The sequence below is a fragment of the Pseudomonas sp. Irchel s3h9 genome (assembly GCF_900187475.1).
GTDB lineage: Bacteria > Pseudomonadota > Gammaproteobacteria > Pseudomonadales > Pseudomonadaceae > Aquipseudomonas > Aquipseudomonas neuropathica.
Genome location: NZ_FYDH01000013.1, coordinates 114,037 through 140,275 on the forward strand (window position 1 = coordinate 114,037; position 26,239 = coordinate 140,275).

Annotated in this window: 25 protein-coding genes and 1 riboswitch; of the genes, 6 read left to right on the plus strand and 19 right to left on the minus strand. The window is 60.4% G+C overall.

Going from position 1 to position 26,239, the window contains the following annotated elements:
- Positions 1 to 4: 4 nt before the first annotated feature.
- From CKW26_RS21400 to CKW26_RS21410, 3 genes are all read right to left on the minus strand, one after another.
- Complete coding sequence (locus tag CKW26_RS21400) at positions 5 to 649, minus strand: hypothetical protein (RefSeq protein WP_095050075.1); 645 nt, start codon at positions 647 to 649, stop codon at positions 5 to 7.
- 529 nt (positions 650 to 1,178) lie between these two features.
- A complete protein-coding gene (locus CKW26_RS21405) occupies positions 1,179 to 2,351 on the minus strand; it encodes a cystathionine gamma-synthase (protein WP_016987095.1) in 1,173 nt (390 codons plus the stop codon).
- Positions 2,348 to 3,724, minus strand: a complete 1,377-nt coding sequence (locus CKW26_RS21410) for a cystathionine beta-synthase (protein ID WP_093437711.1) — start codon at positions 3,722 to 3,724, stop codon at positions 2,348 to 2,350. Before CKW26_RS21410 ends, CKW26_RS21405 begins: the two co-directional genes overlap by 4 nt.
- 424 nt (positions 3,725 to 4,148) lie before the next feature.
- On the opposite strand from CKW26_RS21410, the gene metE reads away from it, so the two are divergent.
- Both metE and CKW26_RS21420 read left to right on the plus strand, forming a co-directional pair.
- Positions 4,149 to 6,437: a 5-methyltetrahydropteroyltriglutamate--homocysteine S-methyltransferase gene (metE, locus tag CKW26_RS21415; RefSeq protein WP_095050076.1), complete on the plus strand. Its 2,289-nt coding sequence runs from the start codon at positions 4,149 to 4,151 to the stop codon at positions 6,435 to 6,437.
- Positions 6,438 to 6,644: 207 nt separating this feature from the next.
- Entirely contained in the window at positions 6,645 to 7,151 is a 507-nt protein-coding gene (locus tag CKW26_RS21420) for a GNAT family N-acetyltransferase (protein ID WP_177409278.1), read from the plus strand.
- Here the strand turns inward: CKW26_RS21420 and CKW26_RS21425 are convergent.
- The 4 genes from CKW26_RS21425 to CKW26_RS21440 all read right to left on the minus strand — a co-directional run bounded on the left by CKW26_RS21425 (position 7,135) and on the right by CKW26_RS21440 (position 11,238).
- Positions 7,135 to 7,899 carry an ABC transporter ATP-binding protein gene (locus tag CKW26_RS21425; RefSeq protein WP_095050078.1) on the minus strand — a complete coding sequence of 255 codons (765 nt, stop codon included), beginning with the start codon at positions 7,897 to 7,899 and terminating at the stop codon, positions 7,135 to 7,137. The two genes, CKW26_RS21420 and CKW26_RS21425, sit on opposite strands and share 17 nt — an antisense overlap.
- A complete protein-coding gene (locus tag CKW26_RS21430) occupies positions 7,896 to 8,900 on the minus strand; it encodes an iron ABC transporter permease (protein WP_177409279.1) in 1,005 nt (334 codons plus the stop codon). Before CKW26_RS21430 ends, CKW26_RS21425 begins: the two co-directional genes overlap by 4 nt.
- Positions 8,901 to 8,908: 8 nt before the next feature.
- Positions 8,909 to 9,922, minus strand: a complete 1,014-nt coding sequence (locus CKW26_RS21435; protein ID WP_095050080.1) for an ABC transporter substrate-binding protein — start codon at positions 9,920 to 9,922, stop codon at positions 8,909 to 8,911.
- A 143-nt stretch (positions 9,923 to 10,065) separates the two neighbouring features.
- Positions 10,066 to 10,260, minus strand: a riboswitch (cobalamin riboswitch).
- Positions 10,261 to 10,302: 42 nt separating this feature from the next.
- Positions 10,303 to 11,238: a Ppx/GppA family phosphatase gene (locus tag CKW26_RS21440; protein WP_095050081.1), complete on the minus strand. Its 936-nt coding sequence runs from the start codon at positions 11,236 to 11,238 to the stop codon at positions 10,303 to 10,305.
- A gap of 8 nt (positions 11,239 to 11,246) precedes the next feature.
- Between CKW26_RS21440 and CKW26_RS21445 the strand changes: the two genes are divergently transcribed.
- Complete coding sequence (locus CKW26_RS21445; protein ID WP_141231877.1) at positions 11,247 to 11,516, plus strand: hypothetical protein; 270 nt, start codon at positions 11,247 to 11,249, stop codon at positions 11,514 to 11,516.
- Positions 11,517 to 11,585: 69 nt separating this feature from the next.
- Here the strand turns inward: CKW26_RS21445 and phnX are convergent, their stop codons facing one another.
- From phnX to phnD, 7 genes are all read right to left on the minus strand, one after another.
- A complete protein-coding gene (gene phnX / locus CKW26_RS21450; RefSeq protein WP_095050083.1) occupies positions 11,586 to 12,413 on the minus strand; it encodes a phosphonoacetaldehyde hydrolase in 828 nt (275 codons plus the stop codon).
- Positions 12,414 to 12,487: 74 nt separating this feature from the next.
- On the minus strand, positions 12,488 to 13,357 hold the full coding sequence (locus CKW26_RS21455) for a LysR substrate-binding domain-containing protein (protein ID WP_095050084.1): 870 nt from the start codon (positions 13,355 to 13,357) through the stop codon (positions 12,488 to 12,490).
- 10 nt (positions 13,358 to 13,367) lie between these two features.
- Entirely contained in the window at positions 13,368 to 14,663 is a 1,296-nt protein-coding gene (locus CKW26_RS21460; protein ID WP_095050085.1) for an MFS transporter, read from the minus strand.
- A gap of 130 nt (positions 14,664 to 14,793) precedes the next feature.
- Positions 14,794 to 15,885 carry an iron-containing alcohol dehydrogenase PsrA gene (gene psrA, locus CKW26_RS21465; RefSeq protein WP_095050086.1) on the minus strand — a complete coding sequence of 364 codons (1,092 nt, stop codon included), beginning with the start codon at positions 15,883 to 15,885 and terminating at the stop codon, positions 14,794 to 14,796.
- Between the two features lie 110 nt (positions 15,886 to 15,995).
- Positions 15,996 to 16,814: a phosphonate ABC transporter, permease protein PhnE gene (gene phnE, locus CKW26_RS21470; RefSeq protein ID WP_095050087.1), complete on the minus strand. Its 819-nt coding sequence runs from the start codon at positions 16,812 to 16,814 to the stop codon at positions 15,996 to 15,998.
- Positions 16,815 to 16,816: 2 nt separating this feature from the next.
- Entirely contained in the window at positions 16,817 to 17,608 is a 792-nt protein-coding gene (gene phnC / locus CKW26_RS21475; protein ID WP_095050088.1) for a phosphonate ABC transporter ATP-binding protein, read from the minus strand.
- Positions 17,605 to 18,471, minus strand: a complete 867-nt coding sequence (gene phnD, locus CKW26_RS21480) for a phosphonate ABC transporter substrate-binding protein (protein ID WP_095050089.1) — start codon at positions 18,469 to 18,471, stop codon at positions 17,605 to 17,607. Before phnD ends, phnC begins: the two co-directional genes overlap by 4 nt.
- 109 nt (positions 18,472 to 18,580) lie before the next feature.
- On the opposite strand from phnD, the gene CKW26_RS21485 reads away from it, so the two are divergent.
- From CKW26_RS21485 to map, 3 genes are all read left to right on the plus strand, one after another.
- Entirely contained in the window at positions 18,581 to 19,438 is an 858-nt protein-coding gene (locus tag CKW26_RS21485) for a LysR substrate-binding domain-containing protein (RefSeq protein WP_095050090.1), read from the plus strand.
- 64 nt (positions 19,439 to 19,502) lie between these two features.
- On the plus strand, positions 19,503 to 19,730 hold the full coding sequence (locus tag CKW26_RS21490) for a ParD-like family protein (protein WP_007918027.1): 228 nt from the start codon (positions 19,503 to 19,505) through the stop codon (positions 19,728 to 19,730).
- Positions 19,727 to 20,518 (plus strand): type I methionyl aminopeptidase, encoded by a 792-nt coding sequence (gene map, locus CKW26_RS21495; protein ID WP_093437755.1) that lies wholly within the window; start codon positions 19,727 to 19,729, stop codon positions 20,516 to 20,518. The genes CKW26_RS21490 and map overlap by 4 nt, the downstream gene beginning before the upstream one ends.
- A gap of 202 nt (positions 20,519 to 20,720) precedes the next feature.
- Here map and CKW26_RS21500 read toward each other — a convergent pair whose 3' ends face one another.
- The 5 genes from CKW26_RS21500 to ribBA all read right to left on the minus strand — a co-directional run bounded on the left by CKW26_RS21500 (position 20,721) and on the right by ribBA (position 26,234).
- Positions 20,721 to 21,875 carry an ABC transporter ATP-binding protein gene (locus tag CKW26_RS21500; protein ID WP_095050091.1) on the minus strand — a complete coding sequence of 385 codons (1,155 nt, stop codon included), beginning with the start codon at positions 21,873 to 21,875 and terminating at the stop codon, positions 20,721 to 20,723.
- A 17-nt stretch (positions 21,876 to 21,892) separates the two neighbouring features.
- Positions 21,893 to 22,702 (minus strand): ABC transporter permease, encoded by an 810-nt coding sequence (locus CKW26_RS21505; RefSeq protein WP_007918021.1) that lies wholly within the window; start codon positions 22,700 to 22,702, stop codon positions 21,893 to 21,895.
- A 6-nt stretch (positions 22,703 to 22,708) separates the two neighbouring features.
- Complete coding sequence (locus CKW26_RS21510; RefSeq protein WP_177409280.1) at positions 22,709 to 23,656, minus strand: ABC transporter permease; 948 nt, start codon at positions 23,654 to 23,656, stop codon at positions 22,709 to 22,711.
- Entirely contained in the window at positions 23,653 to 24,678 is a 1,026-nt protein-coding gene (locus CKW26_RS21515; RefSeq protein WP_095050093.1) for an ABC transporter substrate-binding protein, read from the minus strand. The genes CKW26_RS21510 and CKW26_RS21515 overlap by 4 nt, the downstream gene beginning before the upstream one ends.
- Positions 24,679 to 25,124: 446 nt before the next feature.
- Positions 25,125 to 26,234 carry a bifunctional 3,4-dihydroxy-2-butanone-4-phosphate synthase/GTP cyclohydrolase II gene (gene ribBA / locus CKW26_RS21520; RefSeq protein WP_095050094.1) on the minus strand — a complete coding sequence of 370 codons (1,110 nt, stop codon included), beginning with the start codon at positions 26,232 to 26,234 and terminating at the stop codon, positions 25,125 to 25,127.
- Between the last annotated feature and the right edge of the window lie 5 nt (positions 26,235 to 26,239).

Below are 26,239 nucleotides of genomic sequence, written 5' to 3' on the forward strand. Positions count from 1 at the left end.
TTCGCTACTGCGCCGGCAGAATGTTCTGCTGAGTGCTGCTTGCCGGGGGAGCGGATGATATCGGCTGGGTACTTGTTGCTGCAGTCGGCGAGGGTGAGTTTAGAGACACCAATGGATACACGGCAAAAGCGAGGCCGAGAATACCGACGAAGAACCCGCCGGTGGTGTAGTACTTTTGCTGTCTCTTCTCTTTGTCGTTTACGGAGAGCAGTTCACGTATCTGGTTGGCTAACGGCTCCATGGACTGCGCCGGAGTCGTCAACTGCTCTCGCAGACGCTCGAGGTGGATTCTGATTTCCTTGGGCATGCCTTCAAAAGGTTCCGTCTCTTTCATCTGCTGGATATAGCTCTCCACCAGATCCCGATGGGCTGCCAGCTCGGTGTTTCGGCCCGTCAGTATCTCCCTGAGCAGTCGTTGGAGAATCCAGTAAATACGCTCGTTTCTGACTTGGCGAGAAGCGGCAATCTGCAGGATTTGCGGCCATGAGGGCTGACTGATCTTGATGGCCAGGGCCAGGTCTTCGTCAAAATCCTTTTCCCATTTTGATTTGAAATATTCTTCAAGTGCAGATGCCAGGACCCACGCAAGAAACATGAATGCACAAATGATGACGACGCAACTTATAGCGATTGCTATCCAGGCTGGCATTAACACTCCATTTTTTCATTGCATAAGTAAAAGAGATTAGAGCTCGAAGGTCGAGTTGGATCTGAGGATTGCCGACCAGCCGGATCATATTATCCGGGCGTGCGATTCCGCCCTGTAGCAAGGCAAAGTGCCATTGCTACGAGCAGACTTGGGGCCACGGGAATGGAAAAGTGTGCGCCAGGCTGATAGTCCGTTGGCTTCTATGCAGGTTCTGTTGGCAGCCAATCAATCTAAAAAAATGCCTGTGCAATTTGGCACTTTTGCTAGGCTCAAAGATGTAGGCGAAGACGCAGACTGATGCGCAATCGGATAGCAAGGGGGCGTGGGGCGCGCTCCGAAAGGTACACGGTTAGAAAGATCTCCGCGCTGAGATCCAGCCCTTATGCCGTGTGAAGCAGCCGAGGCACTAACTTTCAATTTGACCCGGTACTGTGGGAAGCCCGATAAACCTTGTAAGCCAGAGACCAGCACTGGCCGCCTACTCGAACACCAAAGCCCGCTTCGTGCGGGCTTTGTCGTTCCTGCAAGGTCAGATCGATTGCAGCGCCTGCGCCAGATCGGCACGCAGGTCTTCGACGTCTTCGACGCCCACCGACAGACGCACCAGGCCATCGCCAATCCCCAGTTTCGCCCGGGTATCAGCCGGAATGGTCGCGTGAGTCATGATCGCCGGATGCTCGATCAGGCTCTCCACACCGCCCAGACTTTCCGCCAACGCAAAGATCTTCACGTTCTCCAAAAACCGCCGCGCACCTGCCAGATCGCTGTTCAGATCAACAGAAATCATCCCGCCAAAACCACGCATCTGTCGCTTGGCTAACTCATGCTGTGGATGCGACGGCAGCCCTGGATAGTAGACACGTTTGACCTGCGGCTGCTGCTCCAGCCACTGCGCCAGATCCAGTGCATTGCTGCAATGACGTTCCATGCGCAGCGCCAAAGTCTTCACCCCGCGCAGGGTGAGAAATGCATCGAACGGCCCGGCAATCGCACCGACCGCGTTCTGCAAGAAGCCCAGCTTCTCGGCCAGTTCTTGGTTCTGGCCGACCACGGCGATGCCGCCGATTACATCGGAGTGACCGTTCAGGTACTTGGTGGTCGAGTGCAGCACGATGTCGAAACCCAGCTCCAGCGGCCGCTGGATATACGGGCTGGCAAAGGTGTTGTCGGCCACGCTGATGATCCCGCGAGCGCGGCAGATACGGGCGATAGCGGCGAGGTCCGACAGGCTCAGCAGCGGGTTGGTCGGTGACTCGACAATCACTAGGCGGGTGTCGTCCTGCAGCGCCGCTTCGAACGCCGCCAGGTCAGTCAGATCGACGTAGCTGAAACGGTGTCCGGCACTGCGCTGACGGACCTTGTCGAACAGGCGGAACGTGCCGCCGTACAAGTCATTGCCGGAGATGACGTGCGAACCGGCATCGATCAGTTCGAGCACCGTGGAAATCGTTGCCAGCCCGGAGGCGAACGCGAATGCCTGGGTGCCGCCTTCCAGGTCCGCCACGCAACGCTCCAGGGCAAAACGCGTCGGGTTGTGCGAGCGCCCGTAATCGAAACCCTTGTGCACGCCGGGGCTGTCTTGCAGATAGGTGGAGTTGGCGTAGATCGGCGGCATCAGCGCGCCGGTGGTCGGGTCCGGTTCCTGCCCGGCGTGGATCACCCGGGTCGCGAAGCCTTGGGATTTATCGTCGTGCTGACTCATGCGAGGGATCTCCGTAATTGGTTGAGCATGTCGGTGCGGGTAATCAGGCCATGGAAGCCCGATGCATCGGCAATGATCGCGACGAGGCCACGGCTGAGCACCGCTTCCAGTTCAGCAAGGCTGGCGCCAGGGGCGAGGGTCTGCAGTTTGTCGGTCATCACGCTGGACACCGATTGGCTGAAGCGGGCGGCGTCTTCGTGCACCGCCAGCAGGATGTCCGATTCGTCGATCACGCCGACCAGTTGCTTGCCTTCCACCAGCACTGGCAATTGTGAGACATCCGCCAGGCGCATGCGCTGGAACGCGGTCAGCAGAGTGTCGTCGGGGCCGACACTGATCACGCGGCCGTCCTCGAAACGCCGGGCGATCAGGTCGCGCAAATCGCCGTAGCCCTTGCGCTGCAACAGGCCCTGATCGGTCATCCACTGGTCGTTGTAAACCTTCGACAGGTAGCGCGTGCCGGTGTCGCAAACGAAGCTGACCACACGTTTCGGCTCGGTCTGTTCGCGGCAGTAACGCAGCGCCGCAGCGAGCAGAGTGCCGGTCGACGAGCCGCCGAGAATGCCTTCGGCCTTGAGCAACTGGCGGGCGTGAGCGAAGCTTTCTTCATCGCTGATCGAATAGGCGTGGCGCACGCTGGAGAGGTCGGTGATCGACGGAATGAAGTCCTCGCCGATGCCTTCCACCGCCCATGAACCGGGCTTGGGCAGAGAGCCGTCGCGGCTGTATTGCGCCATCACCGAACCGACCGGGTCGGCTAGGACCATTTCCAGATCCGGCTGCACGCGTTTGAAGAAGCGGCTCAGGCCCGTCAGCGTACCGGCCGAACCGACACCGACGACGATCGCGTCCAGGTCATGTTCGGTCTGCGCCCAGATCTCCGGCGCGGTGCTGCATTCGTGGGCCAGCGGGTTGGCCGGGTTGTTGAACTGGTCGGCGAAAAATGCGCCGGGAATATCTTTCGCCAAACGTGCGGCGACATCCTGGTAATACTCGGGATGACCCTTGCCGACGTCGGAGCGGGTGATGTGCACTTCGGCGCCCATGGCCTTCAAGTGCAGGACTTTCTCGGTGGACATTTTGTCCGGCACCACCAGCACCACGCGATAACCTTTGGCGCGGCCAACCAGTGCCAGGCCCAGGCCGGTGTTGCCGGCGGTGGCTTCGACGATGGTGCCGCCGGGTTGCAGACGACCATCACGCTCGGCAGCGTCGATCATGGCCAGACCGATACGGTCCTTGATCGAACCACCGGGGTTCTGCGATTCGAGCTTGAGAAACAGTGTGCACGGGCCAGTATCGAAACGAGTGACTTGAACCAGCGGAGTGTTGCCTATCAGCCCAAGTACGGCAGGGCGTGATTCCTTTGACATTTCTTCACCTCTTAATGGTGTTGATCGCGTTCCAATCGCGGGGAAAAGACTCGCGTGCAACATAGGCTCAGACATCCTCTGTCGCAACCTTTAGTCGGCCGCAAATGCTGCCATTTCGATCTAACGATAGATCGAAATCAGAGACCTGCCGGGGCGGGTTCGAGTGCGTTTACACAGAGGCGTCATTGAGTTTTCAAAGGGCGTCTTCATGGCGACGAACAGCTTGAATTGGCGAGAAATTCCCTGCCGCAAAAAACCGTTCAGCCTTCACGTACGCTCTCGGCTCCGGAGTGTTTACAAGTGACAAGCAGCAATATTTTGATCATGAGAGAAACTCGTGTTGATCACGATTAAAATGAGTTTGTCTCACTAGCGACCGATGCCGACAATGGCCGCCATCAACAGGACATTGGAGTTGTTTGTTATGGCACTGGCCCATTCCCTTGGATTTCCGCGCATCGGTCGCGACCGCGAACTGAAGAAAGCGCAAGAGGCGTTCTGGAAAGGAGAACTGAACGAGGCCGGCCTGCGAGATGTTGGCCGTGAGCTGCGCAAGGCCCACTGGGACTTGCAGAAAAACGCCGGTATGGAATTGCTGCCGGTCGGCGATTTCGCCTGGTACGACCAGGTCCTGACGCACTCGCTGATGTTTGGCGTGATCCCTGAGCGTTTCCGTCCACACGACGGCAAAGCCACTCTGCAAACCCTGTTTGGCATGGCCCGTGGCGTCAGCGACAGTTGCTGTGGCGGTGCGCACGCCCAGGAAATGACCAAGTGGTTCGACACCAACTACCACTATCTGGTCCCGGAATTCAGTGCGGATCAACAGTTCCAGTTGGGCTGGGAGCAGTTGTTCGAAGAAGTCGAAGAAGCCCGTGCGCTGGGCCACAACGTCAAACCAGTGATTATCGGCCCACTGACGTATCTGTGGCTGGGCAAGGCCAAGGGCGCGGAATTCGACAAGCTGGAATTGCTCGATCGTTTGCTGCCGCTGTACGGCCAGATCTTCGCGCGCCTCGCCGCTCAAGGCGTGGAATGGGTGCAGATCGACGAGCCGATTCTGGTGCTTGATCTGCCGCAGGAATGGAAGAACGCGTTCGAGCGTGCCTACAACCAGATTCAGCGTGATCCACTGAAGAAACTGCTCGCTACTTACTTTGGTGGTCTGGAAGAAAATCTTGGTCTGGCGGCGAACCTGCCGGTCGATGGTCTGCACATTGATCTGGTGCGCGCACCGGAGCAGTACCCGACCATTCTCGATCGTCTGCCGGCCTACAAAGTGTTGTCCCTGGGCGTGGTCAACGGGCGGAATGTCTGGCGCTGCGATCTGGAAAATGCCTTGGCGACGTTGCGCCATGCTCATGAGCGTCTGGGTGAGCGTCTGTGGGTCGCGCCGTCCTGTTCGCTGCTGCACAGCCCGGTGGATCTGGGCCGTGAAGACAAACTCGATGCCGAGCTGAAAAGCTGGCTGGCCTTTGCCGTTCAGAAGTGTGAAGAAGTGGCTGTTCTGACGCATGCCGTCAATCAGCCGGAAGCGCCGAAAGTGCTGCGAGCATTGACTGAAAGCCGGTCGGTGCAGGCCGCTCGCGCTGCTTCGCCGCGCATTCACAAACCTGCGGTTCAGGCGCGGGTTGCGGCGATCACGGCCAAGGACAGCCAGCGTCAGTCGCTGTTTGCCCAGCGCATCGCCAAACAGCGCGCGGGTCTTGATCTACCACTGTTCCCGACCACGACGATCGGTTCGTTCCCGCAAACCGCGTCGATCCGCCTCGTTCGCCAGTCGTTCAAACAGGGCAAGCTGACCGAAGCTGAATACACTGAAGCCATGTACAGCGAGATCCGCCACGCAGTGGAAATCCAGGAGCGTCTGGGCCTCGATGTACTGGTACACGGTGAGGCCGAGCGTAACGACATGGTCGAGTACTTCGCCGAGCAACTGGATGGCTACGTGTTCACCCGTTTCGGCTGGGTGCAGAGCTACGGTTCGCGTTGCGTGAAACCGGCGGTGATCTTCGGCGACCTCAGCCGCCCGAAAGCCATGACGGTCGAGTGGATCCGCTACGCCCAAGGTCTGACCGACAAGGTCATGAAAGGCATGCTGACCGGCCCGGTGACCATGCTGATGTGGTCGTTCCCGCGTGAAGACGTCAGCCGTGAAGTGCAGGCCCGGCAACTGGCGCTGGCGATCCGCGATGAAGTGGTCGATCTGGAAGCCGCCGGCATCAAGATCGTGCAGATCGACGAAGCGGCGTTCCGTGAAGGTCTGCCGTTGCGTCAGGCGCAGTGGCAGCCTTATCTGGACTGGGCGACGGAAGTGTTCCGTTTGTGCGCCTCCGGTGTGCGCGACGAAACGCAGATCCACACGCACATGTGCTACAGCGAATTCAACGATGTGATCGAGTCCATCGCGGCGATGGATGCCGACGTGATCACCATCGAAACCTCGCGCTCGGACATGGAATTGCTGGACGCCTTCGAAGCCTTCGCTTATCCGAACGAAATCGGCCCGGGTGTCTACGACATCCACTCGCCACGCATCCCGGATGCTTCGGAAATGGCTAATTTGCTGCGCAAGGCTGCCAAGCGGATTCCGGCCGAGCGGCTGTGGGTCAACCCGGATTGCGGTTTGAAAACCCGTGGCTGGCCGGAGACGGAGGCGGCGCTGGTGCACATGGTTACCGCCGCCCGGCAGCTGCGTAAAGAGCTGGCGTAACGCTCGGGTTGCATGAAATAAAACACCTGTGGGAGCGAGCCTGCTCGCGAAAGCGTCCTGTCAGTCAACATCATTGTTGAATGATCTGCCGCCTTCGCGAGCAGGCTCGCTCCCACAAGGTTTTGGGCAAGTCATGAGATTCTGAATGGCCTCGCGGGGCCTGTTGTTGCTACTGTGGCCAGCCGCAGTTCAGGTGTTTGCCGCTACATGAGTGATCAACCCGTTATCCAAACCGTGTCTGACGCAGACATTCCCGAGGTGCTGGATTTTGTTCTAAAGGCCCGTGCCGAGCTTTTCCCCAAGCTCAGCGCAACGGGCATGCCCGACGATCTGGCGCGTTTTGCCGAGGTTTATCTGCGTGGGGCAGGGCGCTTTCTGATTGCTCGCCACGAAGGGCAGATCGTGGCCTCGATCGGCTATCTTCCTTACGACCGGCGATTCCCGAACCTGGATTATCCCGACCGCAATGTGGTGGAAATCGTGCGCCTGTTCGTCGTGCCTTCACAGCGGCGATCCGGGCTGGCCGGCGCACTGTATCGATCACTCAAGGATCTGGCACTCGCTGACGGCGTCGAGTTGATCTACCTGCACACCCATCCGTTTTTACCGGGGGCCATCGCGTTCTGGCAACGGCAGGGCTTCAAGATTATCGACGTCGACGCTGACCCGGTCTGGCAAACAACCCACATGCACAACGTCATGAGTGAAATCTGAGAATCTGCGCCCCATCGAACGGGTCCGTCAGGTAATGCGCCCTGACCCCGAACGTCTCCTGTAAGCGCTGCGGTGTCAGCACCTCCAGCGGCTTGCCCAACGCCACCAGCCGCCCGCGTTCCAGCACCGCCAGACGATCACATTTCAACGCCTGATTAAGATCATGCAGCGCAATCAACGTGGTCACCGGCAACGCCTGCACCACGTTGAGAATGGTCAGCTGATGTTGGATGTCAAGGTGGTTGGCCGGTTCGTCCAGCAACAGGATTTGCGGTCGCTGCGCCAGGGCCCGAGCGATGTGTACCCGTTGTCGCTCACCACCGGACAAGCTGCGCCAGAGACGGGTGCGCAGGTGCATCGCGTCGACGTCGGTCAGCGCCTGCTGAACAATGGCGTCGTCGGCCGCCGACCACGGTTGCAGCGCCGACAGCCAGGGCGTGCGCCCCAGCGCGACAGCGTCGAACACGCGAATACCGTCATCTGTGTCGGCTTGTTGTTCAACCACCGCGAGTTTTTGCGCAATGCTGCGTCGGGCCATTTTGCCCAGGCGTTGACCATCGAGCAGCACCTCGCCAGCGCTCGGTTCACGCAGCCCGGCCAGTAACTTCAACAGAGTGGATTTGCCCGCGCCATTCGGCCCGACAATGCCCAGGGTTTCGCCACGCTGAACCTCAAGGCTGACACCGTTGAGCAACTCGGCGCCGCGCACCCTGAAGCTCAGGCCGGAACAACTCAAAACACTGTTCATCGCGCCGACCTGCGGCCGACCAGAATCAAGGCGAACACCGGCGCGCCGACCAGCGCGGTAATCACTCCGACCGGAATCACCTGGCCCTTGATCAGGGTGCGCGACAGCACATCGGCGGCTATCAGAAACACCGCGCCACCCAACGCACTGGCCGGCAGCAACCGCGCATGACCGGTGCCCAGCAACAGACGCGCGGCATGAGGAATGACCAGACCGACAAAACCGATCGAACCGACAATCGACACCATCACTGCCGTCACCAGCGCCGCACAACCGATCAGCAGAATCTGCACACGCCGCACCGGAATGCCGAGCGACGCCGCCGAATCCGCACCAAAGGTAAACGCATCCAGCGCCCGCCGATGCCACAGGCACACAACCAACCCCAACACGGCCACTGGCACCGCCAGCCACACCGACGGCCAGCGCACGCCGCCGAGATTGCCCAGCAGCCAGAACATGATCCCGCGTGCCTGCTCGGAGCTTGCCGAGCGGGTGATCAGAAACGCCGTCAGCGCATTGAACAGCTGCGAACCGGCGATCCCCGCGAGAATGATCTGCCCGGTACCGCTGGCGGAGCCGCTGACCCGCGCCAGCACAATCACCAGCACGAACGCCGTGACCGCGCCGGCGAAGGCACCGACCGAGAGTGAGATGATCCCGGCACCTACGCCAAGCAGCGCGACCATCACGGCCCCGGTCGAGGCGCCGGCAGAAATGCCCAGCAGATACGGATCGGCCAACGGATTGCGCAGCAGCGACTGCAAAATCACTCCGCAGGTCGCTAAGCCGGCACCGCATGCCGCCGCGACCAATGCCCGGGTCAGGCGGTAGTTCCAGACGATGCCTTCATCGATCGGGTCGAGGACATGCCCGGCGCCCCACAATTTGTTCGCCAGCACTTGCAACACCACGTCCGGTGCAATCGAGGTTTCACCGATGGTCACGCCGGCGACCACTGCAATCAACAGGGTCGCCAGGGCCAGAAGCGTGCGGATCAGGCTGGCACTCATTGCGGCAGGTCATAGCCGTTGATGGCCGTGGCCAATTGCTCAATGCCCTCGAACATGCGCAGGCTCGCCTGCAGGGCCATGGCATCAAGAATGATGATGCGGTTGTGCTTCACCGCGTCCATGTTGCGCGTCACCGGATCACTGCGCAGGAAGGCGAGTTTCTTTTCATAGTCGTCGGCGGGGAAACGTCGACGATCCATGCGCGCGATGACCAGGAAGGTCGGATTGGCCTTGGCGATGGTTTCCCAACCGACGGTTGGCCACTCCTCATCGGACGCCACCACGTTGCGCACGCCGAGGGTGCTGAGCATGAAATCGGGAACGCCTTTGTGCCCGGCCACGAACGGCTCGATGTCCATTTGTGCGCTGGAGAACCACACCAGCGCGCTGGCGTCTTTGAGCTGTTTGCCTTGGGCGGTGGCAATCGATTTGGCGAGACTGGCCTTGAGTTGATCATTGAGCTGCTGGCCACGCTCCTGAACATCGAAGATCTGCGCCAGTTGGCTCACGCTTTTGTAAATCGTCTCGATGCGAAACGGCGCCAGTCGCGTGCCATCGGCGCCGACGAGGTTGTCCTTGGCTTCGCAATCGGAAGGCAGCAGATAGGTCGGAATCTTCAGTTCATGAAACTGCTCGCGAGTGCCCACCGCGCCTTGCGGGCCGACCATCCACTCCAGTTCCACGGCGACCAGTTCCGGACGCTTGCCGATCACCGATTCGAAACTCGGTTCGTTGTCAGCCAGACGCTCGATCTTGTCATCCTGCGCTTTGTATTTGGCCAGCACATTGTTGAACCACAACGAGGTGCCGACGACTTTGTCGCCCAGGCCCATGGCGTAGAGCATTTCCGTGCCGGCCTGGCCGATGGTCACGGTGCGCGTCGGTGCGTGCTGGAAGGTCAGGGTGCTGCCGCAGTTCTCGACCGTCAGTGGATAGACAGTCGGTGCCGCCTGCGCCAGGGCGCCAAGGCTCAGGCCGGTAAAGAGGGTGGCAACGCGGGGCAGCAGCATGGGGCAGTCTCCAGGGGAACCGTACGGGGAGCGGGAGAGTACGGTCTGGAAACACACCATCGAACGCGGTCAGGAAAACAGCGCAAGGCCGGGCAGCCAACGAAGACGCGCACGGCACGATGTCCTTCCCGGACACCCCGCCGGTTAGTAATCACTGTGCCGGCAGGTCTCCTGACTGATGCGTCATCGCCTGGCTCCGGCCTTCCCGGGATTCACCCAGTGGCAGTCGTGGAGCAGGCTCGGCACCTACAGTTGCGGGGGCAGTTCCGATCAGTGCTGTGCAAGCACCTCGGATTCCCTATTAGTCCCGTTCGGGAACCGACGGCGGCATGGTAGTCGATCGAGCCGCTGAAGGGGAGACGAATCTGCCGTGGCGAGGATTAGTGTTGGCTCATCAAACCGTGCAATACGCCCAAACGCAGGCCCGGTTCGGAGGGCAGCATTTGTGCGATACCGAATACTTTGAATGCCGCCAGCATTAACACCAGACCGCCGGGCAGAATGCTCTGGCGGTGTGGTTGCAGACCGGCAAGCTTGAGTTGTTGCACGTTGTTTACCTTCAACAACAGCAGCGACAGGCGCAGCAGTCCGCCGTAGGTGATGCCGTCCTGACCGAAGTCGTTGAGGCGATTGGTCTTGAGCACTTTGGCGAGCATGCGCGCGGTGCCGGACGAACCGATGGTCTGCTGCCAGCCTTGCGCGCGATAGCGCTTGGCGACATGTTCAAACTGCAGAATGGCGAAGCGTTCAGCCTCCTGTAGCGCGCCGGCGGACACATCGCCGCCGCGAAAGAATCGCGTGCTCAAGGTGCCGCTGCCGATGGCGATGCTTTCGGTTAACAAGGGTTGTGAGCCCTGGCCGAGGATCAGCTCGGTGGAGCCGCCGCCGATGTCGACTACCAGGCGCAGGTCGTCGGCGCTGGGCAAGGCGTGAGTTACGCCGGCGTAGACCAGCCGCGCCTCTTCATGGCCGCAAATGACGTCGATGGGAAAGCCCAGATGCCGCTCGGCACTGGCCAGAAACAGTTGCGCGTTGTCCGCTTCACGCACCGCGCTGGTGGCCACCGCACGAACACGGCCGGCCTCGAAACCACGCAGCTTCTTGCCGAACCGCGCCAACGCCTGCCAGCCGCGATCCAGTGCCAGTGCATCCAGCGCACCACCGTCAAAGCCTTCGGCAAGGCGCACCGGCTCGCGCAGGGTTTTCACTTCCTGAATCTGCAAGCCTTTGCGGCTGCGCACCGACTGGCCGATCATCAGGCGAAAGGCGTTCGAACCCAGGTCGATGGCGGCAAACAGCGAGGCGTCGTCTTTCATGGGAATCCTTGCAGAGCATCCGTCGCGAGGCTCAAGACGGTTTGCGAGGATTCTGCCGTGATCTTGATGACATTCTGATGACGGGGGCGGGGCGGTTGAATGAATTTTCGGCTGTCATGACACTGTCATTATCCGGCGTCTATGCTGCGGTCAATACATCGCGTGTTCTTAAAGTTTTTGCTGCCATTCGTGGCAGCTTTTTTTTGCCCGCGATCTGGCTGTTGATCGTTCCCACGCTCTGCGTGGGAATGCCTCTAGGGACGCTCTGCGTCCAGTGACGCGGAGCGTCACGGGCTGCATTCCCACGCAGAGCGTGGGAACGATCAGCGCGGGGTGCGGACGATCAATTAGCAGGACTGCGGAGTTTCGCCCCGGGCCAGGCGCGCATTGATGTCGTCGATCACTTCGGGCAGCTCGGCGATGGTGTCGATCAGGTAGTGCGGGCGCGAAGGGGCGAACATCTTGCCGATTCGCGCACGCTCTTCCGCCAGTCGATCCGACGGCAACGCCTTGTATTGCTCATAGGTCAGGCCCAGTGCGTTGCCGGAACAGGTCAATGCCACCGTCCACATGCCGGCTGCGCGCCCTTCGAGAATCCCCGGCCAGGTGTCGTCGACCTTGACGCAGGCGGCCACGTCATCGATGCCCAGGGCAATCACGTTGGCCAAGGCCTGCGCCGGATACGGCCGGCCATTGGGCACTTCATCGGTGGCGACGACATGGTCGGCGACGTAGCCATTTTCCCGCGCCAGTTCGACGACCTTGGCCATCACCACCGCCGGGTAGCCCGAGCACGAACCGATTTTCAAACCCTTGTCGCGCAATGCTGCAATGGCTTCGAGTGCGCCCGGAATCAGCGCCGAATGCAGGGCGATTTTCTCGATCTGCAGCGGCATGAAACGTTCGTAGATCGCCGTGACATCGTCATCACTCGGCAAGCGATCAAACGCTGCACGATAGCGTTCAGCAATCTGTGGCAAGTTGCACAGCGTGCGGATGTGATCCCACTTGCCCATGCCCATCGGCCCGCGCGCTTCTTCAAGCGATACCGCGACGCCGAACTCGGCAAAGGCTTCGACGAAGATTTGCGTTGGCGCAAACGAGCCGAAATCGACAACGGTGCCGGCCCAGTCGAGGATCGCGGCTTGCAGGTGAGTCGGTTGTTGGTACTGCATGGTCAATCTCCGTTTTCAGGTAAGCGTGGGCCGTCCCTCGGCAATGAGGTAGGCGGTTCAAGGGTCAGTGCTGATCAGGTCAGCGGTGGATTCGCATCAAACAGTTCGGCAATCACCGGTCGGTTGCGGCGGATGCCGAGGCAGCACAGGTGGTATTCGATGAAAAACGGGTGATCGACAAAGGTGATCGGCTTGGTGCCCGGGGTTTCGGCGTACTCGACCGCCGAGACAAACCCGATGCCGATGCCCTTGACGATCGCGTGGACGATGGCTTCGCGGCTGTTGAGTTGCATGACGCAATTGAGATCGATATTGAGGCGCTTGCAGCTTTCTTCCACCAGTTGCCGGGTGCGCGCACTGGATTCGCGCATCACCCATTTTTCGCCGCTGATTTCACTGATGTGAACCTGCGCCTGACTTGCCCACGGATGGTCATCGCGGACCACGGCGATGATCGGATAACGGTGATACAGCCGCGTGTGGAAGCGCTCATCGAATTCCGACAAGGCCAGAATCGCCACGTCGATATCGAAGTTGAATAACCGCGCCAGGGTGTCCTTTTCCGAGGAAAACGAGGTTTCCAGTTCGATATCCGGGTGGCGCTGCATCAGCTCATACGTCAGGTTCATGGCAATTGGCGGTGACACCGCGCCGAGGCGCAGCATGCCGGTCTTGCGCTGCTTGAAGCTCTGCAACAGTTGCACGGCTTCATCCTCCTGACCGAACAGGCCCTGAGTGATCGCATAGAGCTTGTGCCCGGCGGCGCTCATTTCGATGTAGCGGCCACGGCGATGGAACAGCTCGACCGAGAAGGTCTTCTCCAGTGCGTTGACCTGTTCGCTGACGGTCGGCTGACCGACGCTGAGAAACTCGGCAGCAAGGGTAAAGCTGCCGGTCTTGGCCACCGCATGAAACGAACGCAACCACTTGTGATACTGGTACATGCAAGCCCCGTCAGCGTCGAATGAACAAGGCCACTGCCGCACTGCACAGGCAGGCGCTGGTGACCACTATGAAGATCAGAGACGTATTTGCCGTGGTGTCAAGCAGACGCCCGATCAGTGGCTCGGCCAATCCGGCGAACAGGTACGAGGAAAAGTTCATGATCCCGGTCGCCGTACCCGCGCGCTTGGCCCCGACCAGGTCAGGACACAGCGCCCAGAAACTCGAGGCTGGGCCGTAGACGAAGAAGCCGCAAAGGAACAGGGCGATCAGGCCGATGACGCTGTGTGGGGGCAGGCTCCACATCCACAGGCTGGTCGCGGCGCCGAGGAACATATAAAGCATGATCGCCAGATACCGCTTGGAGCCGAACAACTTGTCCGATACCCAGCCGTTGCTCAATGCGCCGACCGCCATGCCGACGGGAAGGGCGACGGTAATCCATTTCGGATCGATCATGCCGTCACCACTTTTCCAGTCAGCGCCGAGAAAGTGCACCGGCACCCAGACGATCAAGCCGTAGCGCGCCGCGTTCTGAAAGCCCAGTGACAGCGCGGCGATGAGCAGGCGAGGGTTCTTCAGCACGGCTTTGTAGCGTTGTGCCGAGGATTCGACTTCGCCCTGTGCCGCTTCCTGATGTTTGTCGTCAGCGTTGGCCACGCCGGTATCACCCACCGGCTCGAAGCCCAGATCCTGCGGGCGTTCGCGGGCAACCAGATAAAAAATGATCCCGCCGGCCAGCATCAGCAGCACTGGCAAACGGAAGATCCAGCGCCATTCCAGTTGCAGCACTTCGAGCACGAAGATAGAGGTGACGTACGACAGAATCGACGCGCAACCGGCGGCGAAAGTGTAGAAACCGTAAACCTTGCCGCGCTCACCCGCCGCCCACCAATTGGCAATCAGCCGACCGCCCGGCGCCCAGCCCAAGGCCTGAAAGTAGCCGTTGACGCCCCACGGCAGAATCAGGCTGGTGAAACCACTGGCAAAACTGGTTGCCCAGTTCGCCGCGCAGGACAGCACCGCACCGAGGGTCATGATGCGCCGGCCACCGAATTTGTCGGCGAGGTTGCCGTTGATCGCCTGGCCAATCGCGTAGGCCCAGAGCATCGCCGCAGAGGCCCAGCCGAGGGTTTCTTTGCTCAAGCCGAACTCGGCCTGAATCCCCGGAATGGCAAAACCGAAGGTCTGCCGACCGGTGTAGAAAAACAGGTAACAGAACATCGCCGCCAGCAGCATGCGCCACTGGGCGACCCGGAACGAGGCAGAACGGACGGCGAGACCAGGCATTGTTTCGGCACGATTCATGATCTTTTCCTTATTGTTGTCGGTTCCCGCCGGGTGTCGTCGGCGGGGTGCACTCTTTTTTGGTGCGACAGGAAATCACCGCGGCTGCATGCCGCTGGCGGTGCTTGGGTGACTCGGGTGTTATCAGGCGTCAGGCGGCTTGTGAACCGATGAAGTTCTTGCCGCGCGCACCCTGCATCGCGAGCTGGATGATGGCTTCGGCGTCCTTGGCCGAGACGCCGTAATCGGCAAACTCGGTCTTCACCCCGAGGCTGTGCAGGAACTCGCGCAGTTGCTGTTGGGCTTTGCCCAGGTCCGCGCCGAATACCCGTTGCAAGGTACGGTCGCGCGTGGCGTCGTGGCCCCAGGCCAAACCCAAAACCAGCGGTAAGGTGAAGGAGCAGGCGATGCCGTGGGGCAAACCGTGGCGCAAGGTCATCTCATAGGAAATCGAATGCGCCAGCGCGGTTTTGGTGTTGGAAAATGCCAGCCCGGCCTTGAGTGCGGCGAGGGCCATGCGCGTGCGCAACTCTTGGCTCGACAGATCTTTGTGCAAACGCGGCAGGCATTCGAGAATGTCTTCAATCGCGGAAATGGCAAAGGTGTCTGAGACCGGGTTGGCGTTGACGTTCCAGATCGCTTCCAGCGCATGGGACAGGGCATCGAGCCCGGTGGAAACGGTGACGCCGGCCGGTACGGTGAGCATCAGTTGCGGGTCGATGATCGCCACCCTTGGCCAGGTGCAGTCCAGGTGCAGCGAATATTTCTTTTGGCTGGCGCTGTCCCAGATCGTCGCCCACGGGGTGACTTCGCTGCCGGTGCCGGCGGTGGTCGGTGCGGCGATCAGTTGTTTGCACCGGGCTGGCGTGAAGGGCTTGCCGCTCGACAGCAGGCTCAACAGTTCATCGAAACGGCCGGATTCGGTGCCGACGATCAATGCCTTGGCGGTATCGATGGCGCTGCCGCCACCCACGGCGAGGACCACGTCACAGTCACCGGCGTGTTGCCAGAAGTGCTCGTAAGTGCTGCGCAGATGGGCAACGTCGGGGTTGGGCTGAACGTCTTCGAACACATAAACCAGACGCGCACCGAGCAAGGCTTGCAGGCGATCGACCAGCCCCAGCCCTCGCGCTTCGGGAAAGGTAACGAGGGCCACGGTCTGCTGTTCGGTGAGGGCGGCGAGGTCTTGCAGGCTGCCCCAGCCGAAACGGGTATCGACGGGGTTCTGGTAGCGGGCAGTCATGGTGAATCCTTCTTGTTGTTGTCGTGTGGCGCCATACTCAGCGCCCGTCGACAACGGCTCAAATCGATAATTCGCAGGTTTGAATCGGCTCAGCCGATAACAGCTTTACGCTAGTGCGCCGAACCGCTCTGGATGGCGGCACGCAACCGGCCGGAAACGGCATCGGCGACGATCACCATGAAGGTGATGACGATGATGCAGGTCGCAGTTTCCTGGTATTTGAACAATTTGAGACTGCTCACCAGTTCGAAACCCAAGCCACCAGCACCGACCATGCCCAGCACCGTGGCCGAGCGCAGGTTGACTTCGAAGCGGTACAGAATCACCGCAATCCATGCGGTGATGACCTGCGGCAGCACACCAAACACGATCACCTGCAGTGGTCGCGCACCGGTCGCTTGCAGCGCTTCAATCGGGCCTTGGTCGATCTCTTCGATGCTCTCGGCGAAGAACTTGCCAAGCATGCCCAGGCCATGCAACGCCAGCGCCAATACGCCGGGGAACGGGCCGAGTCCAACCGCCGAGACGAAGATCAGCGCGAGGATCAGTTCATTGATGCTGCGGGTGAAATTCAGTGCCTGACGCGTGGCGTGAAATACCCAGCGGTTGCGGCTCAAATTGCGTGCCGCGAGAAACGACAGTGGAATCGCCAGCAACACGCCGAGCAGGGTGCCCCAAATGGCGATCTGCAAGGTTTCCACCGCTGGCGCGAGCAGACGCGGAAGAATGCTCAGATCCGGTGGGAAGGTGCGCGAAAGGAAATCACCGATCTGTGGCAACCCCGCCGCCAGTTCACCGAGGCTGAGCTGCGCGCCTTGTGCGCTCCAGTTCAGCGTCCACAGCAGGATCAGGACGACGGCGCCGGTGGTCAGCCAACTGCGCGGGCCACGGGGCCGGTCGCCGACCCACTGATAGTTTTGCGATTGCATGCTCAGGCCCTCGATGCAGTGCAGTAGGACAGGGTGGGCGTGGGCACGTCAGCAGGGGATTGCGCCGATTGCCCCGGATAGATTCGCGCCAGATCGGCGTCGGTCATGCTCGAGGCTTTGCCATCGAACACCAGGCTGCCATTGGCCAAGCCGACCACGCGGTCGCCAAACTCACGGGCGTATTCGACCTGATGCAGATTGCACAGCACAGTGATGCCCAGTTCGCGGGTGGCATCGCGCAAGTACTGCAACACCAGGCGAGCGGTTTTCGGGTCGAGACTGGCAATCGGTTCATCGGCCAGAATCACCTGCGGTCGTTGCGCCAAGGCGCGGGCGATGCCGACGCGCTGTTTTTGTCCGCCAGACAACGAATCGGTGCGCTCGCCAGCCTTGTGCGCCAGTTCGACGCGCTCCAGACATTGCATGGCCAGCGCCACATCGTCACGGCGGAACAGTTGCAGAATCGAGGCGAGGGTACCGACGGAACCGAGGCGACCGGTCAGCACGTTCTTCAGCACACTCAGGCGCGGCACGACGTTGTGGTGCTGAAAAATCATCGCCACTTCACGGCGCAGAACGCTGGTGTCAGGGCAGGCGAGGGCGTCGATGCCGGCCACGTTCAGCGTGCCGCTGTCGGCCTGCGCCAAGCGATTGATACAACGCAGCAAGGTCGATTTGCCAGCGCCGGACTGACCGAGCACCACGACGAATTCGCCGGCCGCGACCTCCAGGTTGATGCCACGCAACACCGGGTTGCTGCCGTAGTGTTTGGTCAGTTGGCGGATGCTGATCATTTCATGCTCCGCAAATCGAGATCGAGCACCTTGGCGGTTTCGCGCACCACGTCATACGACGCGTCGGTGGTGGGCTGGAAGCCGTTGAGCAGGCCCTGATCGCCCCACGGCACGTCCTTGATCGAGGCCAGTGCATCGGCGACTTTCTTTTTCAGTTCCGGATCGAGCGCCTTGCGCCAGACCATCGGCGACTCAGGAATCGGCTTGGAACTCCAAACTATTTCGAAGTCATCCTGCTTCACCACACCTTTGGCCACGGCGCTGGCGAAGATGCGGTCAGCCACGGCCGCCGCGTCGACTTTCTTGTTCTCCACCGCAAGGATGCTGGCGTCGTGGGAACCGGAGAAAATCACCCGTTTGAACAGGCTGTCCGGAGCAAAACCGGCCTGCTCAAGGCCTGCTTTCGGGAACAGATGGCCGGACGCGGAACTTGGGTCGACGAACGCGAACGTATGGCCCTTGAGGTCTGCCAGTGAATGAATACCGCTGTCCTTGCGCGCCAGAATCACGCTTTTGTACGCGCTCTGCCCGGTCTTCTTGGTCACCGCCACCGAGAACGCCTCGACATCCGCCACCGAGGTCGCCAGCACGTAGGAGAACGGCCCGAGGTAGGCGACATCGAGCTTGCCCGAACGCAGCGCTTCGATAATGCCGTTGTAGTCGGTGGCCACGAACGGCACCACCGGCATGCCGATTTTGGCTTGCAGATCGTCGAGCACCTGTTTGCTCGATTCGATCATCGCCTGGGAATCTTCAGAGGGGATCAAGCCAATGGTCAATTTGTCCTTGGCCCAGACCTGGCTGGCGCCGAGGGCAATGACGGTGAGGCTGGCGACACGCAGAAACTGTTTGATTGTTTTCATGGCATTCCACGGTGTGGTTGGGAGTTGCCACAGGCTAGGTCTGTCACGTGACAGTCATTCAATCAATTCAATATGGGAAACAGCAGCTAACTATTGATGGAGTCTATGGATGTCCAGCGCGAAATTGCGGGCCTTTCTCGCCGTTGCCCGTCACGGCAGTTTCAGTGCCGGTGCGCGGGCGACAGGGCTCAGCCAACCAACACTGACCACGCAAGTACAAGCCTTGGAACGCCAGCACAATGTTGAGCTGTTCCATCGGCGCGGGCGGCGGATCGAGCTTTCCGATGTCGGGCGGCAGTTGCTGCCGATCGCGCAACGGATTGCCTTGCTGGAACTGGAAGCGCACAACCTGCTGCGCGACTCTGGACGGCTCGACAGCGGCCAGCTCAAGGTTGGTGCGGTGGGGCCGTTTCATGTGATCGAGATGGTCGACAGCTACCTGCAACAACACCCGAACATCGACGTGTCGATCCGCGTGGGTAACTCGGCACAGGTGCTGTCGGATCTGGAAAACTATGTGACCGACATCGCCGTGCTGGCGGGGCGTCAGGATGATCCGGCGTTGTGTTCGGTGCGTTATGCGCGGCACGCGATCATTTTGTTCGCGCACCATGAACATCCGCTGGCCAATCGTGGCAGCGTGCGGCTGGAGGAACTGGAAGGGCAGCGGCTGCTGCAACGCGAGCCAGGCTCGACCACACGACTGGTGCTGGAACAGGCGCTGAATGCGGCGCAGGTCAAACCGCGTATCGCCATGGAAATCGGCAGTCGCGAGGCGCTACGTGAGGCGGTGGTGCGTGGGCTGGGGTTGGGGGTGGTGTCAGAAGCGGAGTTCATTGCCGACCCGAACATCCGCACGATCAGAATCGAGGGCGAGGAGCTGTTCACCGAGACTTATTTGTACTGCTTGGCGGAGCGGCGTTCCAGTCGGCTCATCTCATCGTTTTTCGACGCGGCGCTGGGTTGATTTGCAATTTCGCGTGAGGCTTGGCTAATATACGATCCATATACACATCGTATCGGATCCATATATGGGCATCGTAAAGATTTCAGAGGACATGCACGAGAACCTGCGTATCTCCAGCAACGCCCTCAGCCGCTCGATCAACGCGCAGGCCGAGCACTGGATGCGCATCGGCATGCTCGCCGAGCTGCACCCCAACCTCGACCACAGCGCCATTTGCCGCTTGCTGATCCGTGCCGAACAGAACGGCGGGCTGGATCTGCAACAACTGACTCAGGAAGCCGTCAGCGCATGAGAAACCAGATCAAGATCAACACCCCGGCCGACATCGCGCAATCGCGTGCTGCCGGCAAACTCGCCGCTGAAGTGCTGGCCATGCTGGTGCCGCATGTGAAGGCGGGCGTCACCACTGATCAGCTCGATCAACTGTGCAACGACTACATCGTCAACGTACAGAAAGCCGTGCCGGCCAACGTCGGTTATCACGGCTTTCCGAAGACCGTATGCGCGTCGGTTAATGACGTGGTCTGCCACGGCATTCCGTCGGGCACGCCGTTGAAGGATGGTGACATCGTCAACCTCGACATCGCGGTGATCAAGGACGGTTGGTTCGGCGACACCAGTCGCATGTATGTGGTCGGCGAGGCGACGCCTGAAGCGCAGCACCTGATCAAGACCACTTACGAGGCGATGTGCGCGGGTATTCGTGTGGTGAAACCGGGCGCTACGTTGGGCGATATCGGCCATGCGATCCAGAGCCTGGCGGAGAAAGAAGGCTTCAGCGTGGTGCGCGAGTACTGCGGGCACGGGATCGGCAAGGTCTATCACGATGAGCCGCAGATCCTGCATTACGGCTTTCCGAATCAGGGCATGAAGCTCAAGGCCGGGATGATTTTTACCGTGGAGCCGATGCTCAATGCCGGCAAGCGTCATGTGAAGAATATGCCGGATGGCTGGACCGTGCTGACCAAGGACGGCTCGTTGTCGGCGCAGTGGGAACATATGGTTGCGGTGACGGAGACGGGCTTCGAAATCCTCACCGCCTGGCCGGATGAAATCGAAGGCTACCGCGCTATTGTCTGATACCGCGTCGACTGTTTCCCTCACCCTAGCCCTCTCCCAGAGGGAGAGGGGACTGACCGGGTTGTTTTGGCGTTATACATCGACTTGAAAGTCCTGAGTCGAACTCAGGTCCTGAAAAGCCCCCGATCTGCTCCCTTTCCCCCTCGCCCCCCTTGGGGGAGAGGGCTGGGGTGAGGGGGTAGATCCCACAGACAACACGCTATCAGTGAGCGCCGGCAGCCTTGTTCAGATCGCTTTCGGTCCATTCGGTGTAGACGCACGCATCGGCAGTGGCCCAGCGCACTTGCACCGGGTCGCCAGCCTTGAGCGGCATGCCGGCGGCTGACAGTGCTTTCACCGTCATCGAAGTCCCGCCCGAGGTCACCACGCTGCAAGTCTGGCTCTCACCGAGAAACAGCACTTCCACAACCTTCGCTGAAACCTCATTCCAACCCGAAGGCAACGGCTCGCTAATCGCCTGCGCCACGCTCAACGCCAGTGCTTTTTCCGGCCGCACCATCAGCAAAACATCCTGATCGGTGTGCAACCCGGCGGTCAGTCGAATCGACAATGACTGTCCTTCAAACGAAGCCGCCGCATTGCCCTGCGCCTTAAGCTTGAGGAAGTTCGAATTGCCGAGGAACGACGCCACAAACGCATTAGGCGGGTTCTGATAAAGGTCATAACCGCTGCCCAATCCAACAATCTTGCCATGACTGAAAATCGCAATGCGCTGCGACAAACGCATGGCTTCTTCCTGGTCGTGGGTCACGTAAACAATGGTAATGCCCAGGCGACGATGCAGTTGGCGCAGTTCATCCTGCAGATCTTCACGCAGCTTTTTATCCAGCGCACCGAGCGGTTCATCCATCAGCAGGATGCGTGGTTCGTAAACTAGCGCCCGGGCAATGGCGACACGTTGCTGCTGGCCGCCAGACAGTTGCGAAGGGCGGCGATGCGCGAACTGTTCCAACTGCACCAGTTTCAGCATTGCATCGACACGCTTGTCGCGCTCGGCGGCGGCCAGTTTGCGAATCGCCAAAGGAAACGCGATGTTGTCGCGCACCGACAAATGCGGGAACAGCGAATAACGCTGGAACACCATGCCGATGTCACGCTTGTGCGGCGGCACATTCACCAGCGACTGACCGTTGACGAGGATCTCGCCACTGCTCGGCGTTTCAAACCCGGCGAGCATCGACAGCGTGGTGCTTTTGCCCGAGCCGCTGGAGCCGAGGAAGGTGAGGAATTCACCGTCCTTGATGTCCAGCGAGATGTTGTCGACGGCAGCAAAGTCGCCGTAGTGCTTGTTCAGATTGCGCAGGCTGACCAGGGGTTTGTCATTCTGCTGGGAAGCGTCTTTGATCACGGCACTCATGTCGTACTCCTGGGCGCTCAGGCGCTGATTTCGTTGCGCCGGCGCAGCGCGGCGGCGATGACCATGACCAAAACAGACAAACCGATCAGCAGCGTCGAGGCGACGGCGATCACTGGCGTCAGGTCCTGGCGCAGGGTGGTCCACATTTTTACGGGAAGGGTTTGCAGGGTCGGGCTGGCCATCATCACGCTGAGCACCACTTCGTCCCACGACACGAGGAAGGCGAAGAGGGCGCCGGCGACCATGCCCGGACGAATCGCCGGGAATGTCACTTTGAACACCGCTTGCAGGCGTGAAGCACCGCAAATCACCGCCGCGTCTTCAATCGACTGATCGAACAGTTTCAGCGAGTTGATGATCGAGATGATGGTAAACGGCAGCGCGACGATCACATGGCTGACGACGAACGCGAACATCGTCCCGGTGTAACCGAGCTTGAGGAACAGTGCGTACACCGCCACGGCGATGATCACCAGTGGCACGATCATCGGCAGGGTGAACAGACCGTAGAGCATTTCCCGACCGGGAAAACGCCCGCGCACCAGCGCAAACGCGGTCGGCAAACCGAGGGCTACGGCGCAGATCGTGGTCAGCACGGCGACCTTGAGGCTGGCCGCTGCGGCGTTCATCCAGTCGGGGTTGGAGAAGAACTGGCCGTACCATTTCAGCGTCCAGCCCGGTGGCGGAAACACCAGCCATTGCGAGGAACCGAACGACAGCAGCACGATGAAGACGATCGGCAACAGCAGGAACAGACCGATCAGCCCGGTGGTGGCGTAGAGGCCGAAGCGCATGCGCCGGCTCATCGCATTGGGGGTCAGGAGCATGTCGGCTTACCTCGCGTTACTGGCGCCAACCGGGGATTCCGGCTGAAGCTTCAGGTAGAAGTAGAACAGCACCAAAGTGATCGCGATCAGCAACGCAGCACCGGCACTGGCCAGGCCCCAGTTGAGGAACGATTGCACCTGCTGAATGATGAACTCCGGCAGCATCATGTTCTGCGCCCCGCCGAGCAGCGCCGGGGTCACGTAGTAACCGAGCGACATGACGAACACCATCAAGCCACCGGAGGCCAGACCCGGCCGACACAGCGGCAGGAACACCCGGAAGAAGTTGGTCCACGGACTGGCTCCGCAAATCGAGCCGGCCTGCAGAATCATCGGGTCGATGGCCTGCATGGTTGCCTGCAACGGCAGCACGATGAACGGGATCATGATGTAGCTCATGCCGATCACTACGCCGGTGAGGTTGTGCACCATTTCCAGCGGCTGATCAATGATGCCCATCGCCATCAGAGCCTTGTTGATCACGCCTGACGCTTGTAGCAGCACCAGCCACGAATAGGTGCGGGCGAGCAGGCTGGTCCACATCGACAGCAGCACGATGTTGAGAATCCAGCGCCCCCAGCCACGCGGCACCAGGGTGATCGCCCAGGCCAGTGGAAAGCCCAGCAGCAGGCTGAACAGCGTTACCAGCCCAGCCACCGAAAAGGTGTTGAGCAGCACCCGGGCATAGGCCGAGTTGGCGAACAGTTGTTCATAGTTGCCAAGGCCTGGCGTCGGTTCAAGCACGCCGCGCAACAGCAGACCAATCAACGGCGCGAGGAAAAACAGGCCGATGAACAGCAGCGCTGGGGCGAGGTTGCCGGCGCCGCGCCAGCGTTGTCTGAGGGACGGGGCTTGCTGCATCGCAACCGCCTGGGTTCCGTGGGCCGAACCGGCAGCGCCGGTGCCGCCCCCGGTGGCAGTGGAGGGACGGGACGCGGTGGCCGCCATTTTCATTTGACCAGCCATTCGTTCCACCGTGTCGCGATGGCCTGGCCGTTTTTGGCCCAGTACGCGAAATCTAGAGTGATCTGATCCTTAGCGTAGGCAGTCGGCAGGTTGGGGGCCAGCGTCGAATCCAGACGCTCCACACTGTCGAGGTTGACCGGGGCGTAGGCGGTCAGGTTGGAGAAGTCGGCCTGGCCCTTGGCGCTGCTGGCGGCGGCGAGGAACTTCATCGCCGCGTCCTTGTTTTTCGAGCCTTTTGGAATCACCAGAATGTCGGCCATGACCAGGTTCTGTTTCCAGCTCACACCAACCGGTGCGCCGTCTTCTTGCAGGGCGTGAATGCGACCGTTCCAGAACTGGCCCATGCTCGCTTCACCGGAGGCCAGCAGTTGCTGCGACTGCGCGCCGCCGCCCCACCAGACGATGTCTTTCTTGATGGTGTCGAGTTTCTTGAAGGCGCGATCGAGGTCGAGCGGGTAAAGCTTGTCGGCAGGCACGCCGTCTGCCAGCAGCGCCAGTTCGAGTACGCCAGGGCTTGGCCATTTATACAGCGCACGTTTGCCCGGGTAGGTTTTGGTGTCGAACAGGGCGCTCCAGTCCTGTGGCTTGTTGGCGCCGAGTTTGCCCTCGTTGTAGCCGAGGACGAAGGAGAAGAAGAACGAGCCGACGCCGTGATCGCTGACGAAACGCGGGTCGATCTTGTCGCGCTGGATGACTTTGAAATCGAGGGGTTCGAGCAGGCCTTCAGCGGCGGCGCGCAGGGCGAAGTCGGCTTCGACATCGACCACGTCCCACTGCACGTTGCCGCTCTCGACCATGGCTTTGAGTTTGCCGTAGTCGGTCGGCCCGTCCTGCACGACGGTGATGCCGCTGGCCTTGCTGAACGGATCGGCCCAGGCCTGTTTCTGCGCATCCTGGGTGCTTCCGCCCCAGCTGACGAAGTTCACGCTCTCGGCAGCCATTGCAGCCTGACCGGTGACGCTGAGCAGTCCCGCGAAAAAGATCGCGGTTGCAGCTTTGTTCAACACCATTTTTACGCCCTCATTGTTGTGTTTTTGAGCGGGCTTGCGTTGTTGCCCGCCTGTCGGGAGCAGTAGATGGACCTTCGTTGGAAGGTCCGGTCTATGGAATATCATATTATGGTATTCCAAACTTTGTGCAAGCACTTTGCCTTACCGGTTATCTGGAGGCTGATGGTTTTTCACTTGAGAGATGTGTAGAAATTTTAGATCCAGCCCCTCATCGGAACGCCGCCCGCCCAGCCCTCTCCCAATGGGAGAGGGGGAAAGGGAGCAGATCTTCATGTCGTTCAAAACCGCGCTCGACTCGGCATTGGAAAGGGAGCCGATCTTTGTGCTGTTCAAAATCTGAGTTCGACACGGTATTTCAGGTCGGCGTATAGCGACTAAACACCTCGGTCAGCTCCCTCTCCCTACGGGCGGTCCGACGTTTCGGGAGGGCTGGGGTGAGGGCAGCTTCATTCAGTGAACGGAATACTCTCGACCACTTCCAGGTCATACCCGGTCAACCCGGCGTATTTCAGAGGAGGGCCCAGGTGACGTAGCTTGCCCACCCCCAGATTCTGCAGAATCTGCGCCCCGGTCCCGACCTCCGAATAAATTCGCGATTGCGAACGGCTGAACTGTCTCGGCGGCTGAGTCAATTGCGGCACCCGCTCCAGCAGCGCCTGCGACGACTCATGATTGGCCAACACCACCACAACCCCGTGCCCCTCAGCCGCCACCCGTTGCAACGCCGCCCACAGCGTCCAGTTCGTTGGCCCGCTGTACTCGGCACCGACCAGATCACGCAGTGGATCGATCACATGCACGCGCACCAGCGTCGGTTCTTCACGGCGCAGATCGCCCATGACCATCGCCATGTGCACGCCGCCCTCGATGCGATCCTCAAAGGTGATCAAGCGAAACGTGCCATGCACCGTCGGCAGCTCCCGTTCGCCGATGCGTTCAATGGTGTGTTCGGTGCTCAGGCGATAGTGGATCAGGTCGGCGATGGTACCGATCTTGATCCCGTGCTTGCGCGCAAACACTTCCAGATCCGGGCGACGGGCCATGGTGCCGTCGTCGTTCATCACCTCGACGATCACCGAGGCCGGCGTAAAACCGGCCAGACGTGCCAGGTCGCAACCGGCCTCGGTGTGGCCGGCGCGGGTCAGCACGCCACCTTCCTTGGCGCGCAACGGAAAGATATGGCCCGGCTGCACCAGGTCTTCAGCGCGGGCATTCGGCGCGACGGCGGCGGCCACGGTGCAAGCGCGATCTGCTGCGGAGATGCCGGTGGTCACGCCCACCGCTGCTTCAATCGATACGGTAAACGCGGTGCTGAACACGCTGCCATTGGCCGGGACCATTTGCTCCAGGCCCAAACGCTGGCAATGTTCGTCAGTCAGGGTCAGGCAGATCAGCCCGCGCGCTTCACGGGCCATGAAGCTGATCGCCTCGGGCGTGCAACGGTCGGCGGCCAGCAGCAGGTCGCCCTCGTTCTCGCGATCTTCGTCATCGACCAGCAGGACCATTTTGCCGAGACGATAATCTTCGATGATTTCTTCGATGCTGTTGAAGGCCATGCTGG

Coding starts and splice junctions, on each gene's coding strand:
- phnC (WP_095050088.1), bottom strand. CDS start 17,608: ATGATCAGCATCCGCCAACTGACCAAACACTACGGCAGCAACCCGGTG.
- CKW26_RS21515 (WP_095050093.1), bottom strand. CDS start 24,678: ATGGTGTTGAACAAAGCTGCAACCGCGATCTTTTTCGCGGGACTGCTC.
- CKW26_RS21500 (WP_095050091.1), bottom strand. CDS start 21,875: ATGAGTGCCGTGATCAAAGACGCTTCCCAGCAGAATGACAAACCCCTG.
- CKW26_RS21505 (WP_007918021.1), bottom strand. CDS start 22,702: ATGCTCCTGACCCCCAATGCGATGAGCCGGCGCATGCGCTTCGGCCTC.
- CKW26_RS21460 (WP_095050085.1), bottom strand. CDS start 14,663: ATGAATCGTGCCGAAACAATGCCTGGTCTCGCCGTCCGTTCTGCCTCG.
- phnD (WP_095050089.1), bottom strand. CDS start 18,471: ATGAAAACAATCAAACAGTTTCTGCGTGTCGCCAGCCTCACCGTCATT.
- CKW26_RS21455 (WP_095050084.1), bottom strand. CDS start 13,357: ATGTACCAGTATCACAAGTGGTTGCGTTCGTTTCATGCGGTGGCCAAG.
- CKW26_RS21420 (WP_177409278.1), top strand. CDS start 6,645: ATGAGTGATCAACCCGTTATCCAAACCGTGTCTGACGCAGACATTCCC.
- phnE (WP_095050087.1), bottom strand. CDS start 16,814: ATGCAATCGCAAAACTATCAGTGGGTCGGCGACCGGCCCCGTGGCCCG.
- CKW26_RS21410 (WP_093437711.1), bottom strand. CDS start 3,724: ATGTCAAAGGAATCACGCCCTGCCGTACTTGGGCTGATAGGCAACACT.
- CKW26_RS21440 (WP_095050081.1), bottom strand. CDS start 11,238: ATGAAAGACGACGCCTCGCTGTTTGCCGCCATCGACCTGGGTTCGAAC.
- CKW26_RS21485 (WP_095050090.1), top strand. CDS start 18,581: ATGTCCAGCGCGAAATTGCGGGCCTTTCTCGCCGTTGCCCGTCACGGC.
- CKW26_RS21425 (WP_095050078.1), bottom strand. CDS start 7,899: ATGAACAGTGTTTTGAGTTGTTCCGGCCTGAGCTTCAGGGTGCGCGGC.
- CKW26_RS21510 (WP_177409280.1), bottom strand. CDS start 23,656: ATGAAAATGGCGGCCACCGCGTCCCGTCCCTCCACTGCCACCGGGGGC.
- CKW26_RS21405 (WP_016987095.1), bottom strand. CDS start 2,351: ATGAGTCAGCACGACGATAAATCCCAAGGCTTCGCGACCCGGGTGATC.
- CKW26_RS21490 (WP_007918027.1), top strand. CDS start 19,503: ATGGGCATCGTAAAGATTTCAGAGGACATGCACGAGAACCTGCGTATC.
- metE (WP_095050076.1), top strand. CDS start 4,149: ATGGCACTGGCCCATTCCCTTGGATTTCCGCGCATCGGTCGCGACCGC.
- psrA (WP_095050086.1), bottom strand. CDS start 15,885: ATGACTGCCCGCTACCAGAACCCCGTCGATACCCGTTTCGGCTGGGGC.
- CKW26_RS21400 (WP_095050075.1), bottom strand. CDS start 649: ATGCCAGCCTGGATAGCAATCGCTATAAGTTGCGTCGTCATCATTTGT.
- map (WP_093437755.1), top strand. CDS start 19,727: ATGAGAAACCAGATCAAGATCAACACCCCGGCCGACATCGCGCAATCG.
- phnX (WP_095050083.1), bottom strand. CDS start 12,413: ATGCAGTACCAACAACCGACTCACCTGCAAGCCGCGATCCTCGACTGG.
- ribBA (WP_095050094.1), bottom strand. CDS start 26,234: ATGGCCTTCAACAGCATCGAAGAAATCATCGAAGATTATCGTCTCGGC.
- CKW26_RS21435 (WP_095050080.1), bottom strand. CDS start 9,922: ATGCTGCTGCCCCGCGTTGCCACCCTCTTTACCGGCCTGAGCCTTGGC.